The organism is Noviherbaspirillum sp., from assembly GCF_036846085.1.
In the GTDB taxonomy this organism is placed as follows: domain Bacteria; phylum Pseudomonadota; class Gammaproteobacteria; order Burkholderiales; family Burkholderiaceae_D; genus Noviherbaspirillum.
Genome location: NZ_DAIUCO010000400.1, coordinates 1 through 2,073, shown reverse-complemented (window position 1 = coordinate 2,073; position 2,073 = coordinate 1). Strand labels below are relative to the sequence as shown.

Here is a 2,073-nt window from a genome sequence, read left to right as displayed (position 1 = left end):
TAAAAGTACTTCTTCACCACTTCATCAAACGCATCCTCTACGGATTTGCCGTTCTTCATCAATTCCGTGATCTCGTCGGAATGCTCCGAAATCGTTGGCGGCAGCGACTGCCGGTGATTCTTGTAGTACTCGTATCGTTGGCTGGCGAACTGATCGTGCAAGCGTACCGTGGCAGTTTTGCCGCCGCCGCTTCCGGCGCGGACTACGCGGGCCGTGCGCGTACCCGTGCCGGATTTGCTGCCCACGCCAGCAATCAACGACTTTATCTGATCCAGGGTGAGGACCTGCGTGGCATTGGTGCCGACGAATTCCGCCTCCTGCGGCTGCAGCAAATGATGATTCTTATCGAATGCCATCGTTTTGCCGAGGGTATTCATGACCTGATAGCTGGGTTGGGCTCCCGGACTAAGCAGGGAAAATTGCACCCGATCGCCATAATCGATCATCTTTTCCATCACGCTTTTTAAATAGTCGGCGGGAAGCGCCTCTATGTTGCCGCTCCAGCGTTTGCTTCGTGTTGTGACCAAGTTAATGTGCTTTCTAAAAATGAACAAAGGCGCTGGCACCAGGTGTGCGATCAGCGCCACGGAAAAGACCAGCAGACTTACCCTCACATTTTATTCGACAAGTGCGATAAGGCGTTTCGATTGCACCGTGCAGCAATTGTTCAACATCAGACGGAATGAAACCTCCGCCGGTAGCGGGTAAGGCAGCAACGACCGAAGACATTCCGGATGGAACCAATATTGCCGGGCTGCCACATATCATTAAATCCGAAGGATTGCCTTCGACGATCGATTGAAAGCAACAACCGGCCCGTGGCGGATTTCGTGATGCGGAGGCGGATATGTCGCGCCATGCGAACGCTGATAAATCCGCAGTGCCGGCGTCGACAGCAAGCAATCCGGTTGAAGTATGTTTGTTTCCAATGGTAGGGGGGCATGCCGTCATGAGCACCCGGAACGACAGGATGCGAAGGGAACTTGGGGTCGATCTTGCGCGCGCGGTAGTTGAGTCGGGCGTTGATACATCGCACAAGCGGCGCACGGAAACACCGAGGCGGCGAGGCGACATGAATGACGCGCTGCTGTACTTCACCAGCTTCGAGCAGTTCGACGCATGGCACACGATGACCTTCAAGAAGTAGTGCATTGGCTGTCGGGTAAAAAAATGCAATACGCAGTTACCAGGATGCTGCAGGATGCTGGGATATGCGCCGGAAATCGGTGCTGAAACAAAACCTGGGCCGATTCGGTTGTCTCCGCTACTCTCTCCTAGGGAGTATCCTTTTCCCGCCGCCGGAAACGGTGCGCGGGATTTTTTTCGACGTCGGGAGTGTCATCGCAAATCGGAGCGCCCCGGAGCGTCCGGCGTTTCGCATCACCGGCCGTGCATCTCTCTGCTATGACGAGAGATGGATGCGGCCTTGCCTCTCTTGCGGTGCAATACCAACTTCATCCAAGCTGCGAACACATATGAGAAATTTGTCTTCCGTTGATGACGCCTGCTTTGCGGCGGCAGATTTGATATCACAGGCCGACGGCTTGCTGATCACTGCCGGCGCCGGAATGGGTATAGATTCAGGCCTGCCGGATTTTCGTGGTGATCACGGGTTCTGGAAGGCGTATCCGGCCCTGGGTAGCCTGGGAATGCGCTTCTACGAAGTGGCTAACCCGAAAGCCTTTGAATCGATGCCGGAGGTTGCATGGGGATTCTACGGCCATCGGCTGAGCCTGTACCGTGCGACGGCGCCGCATGCCGGGTTCGGAATGCTGCTTGCCATGGCCCGCCGGATGCCCAATGGTGGCTTCGTCTTTACCAGCAATGTCGATGGCCATTTTCAGAAGGCAGGCTTCGCGGAAGACCGGGTAGCGGAATGCCATGGATCGATCCATCACCTGCAGTGTTTTTCCGGCTGCGGTCACGCCGCCTGGTCCGCGGAAGGATTCGTTCCCGAAGTCGATGAGGCGCGTTGCCGGCTGCTGTCGGATTTGCCGCGATGCGCCGGATGCGGCGGATTGGGTCGGCCGAATATCCTGATGTTCGGGGACTGGGGCTGGGATGGGGAGCGCG

3 protein-coding genes are annotated in these 2,073 nt (G+C 56.5%); 2 read left to right on the top strand and 1 reads right to left on the bottom strand.

What is annotated here, in order from left to right:
- A partial coding sequence (locus V7080_RS25270; RefSeq protein WP_334191134.1) for a hypothetical protein occupies positions 1 to 587 on the bottom strand: 587 nt, incomplete at its 3' end.
- Between the two features lie 383 nt (positions 588 to 970).
- Between V7080_RS25270 and V7080_RS25265 the strand changes: the two genes are divergently transcribed.
- Together V7080_RS25265 and V7080_RS25260 are read left to right on the top strand one after the other, a co-directional pair.
- Positions 971 to 1,147: a hypothetical protein gene (locus V7080_RS25265; protein ID WP_334191133.1), complete on the top strand. Its 177-nt coding sequence runs from the start codon at positions 971 to 973 to the stop codon at positions 1,145 to 1,147.
- Positions 1,148 to 1,475: 328 nt separating this feature from the next.
- A partial coding sequence (locus tag V7080_RS25260; protein WP_334191132.1) for an SIR2 family NAD-dependent protein deacylase occupies positions 1,476 to 2,073 on the top strand: 598 nt, incomplete at its 3' end.

Excerpts from the sequence above, each read along its gene's own strand:
- V7080_RS25265 (WP_334191133.1), top strand. The coding sequence starts at position 971 with ATGCGAAGGGAACTTGGGGTCGATCTTGCGCGCGCGGTAGTTGAGTCG.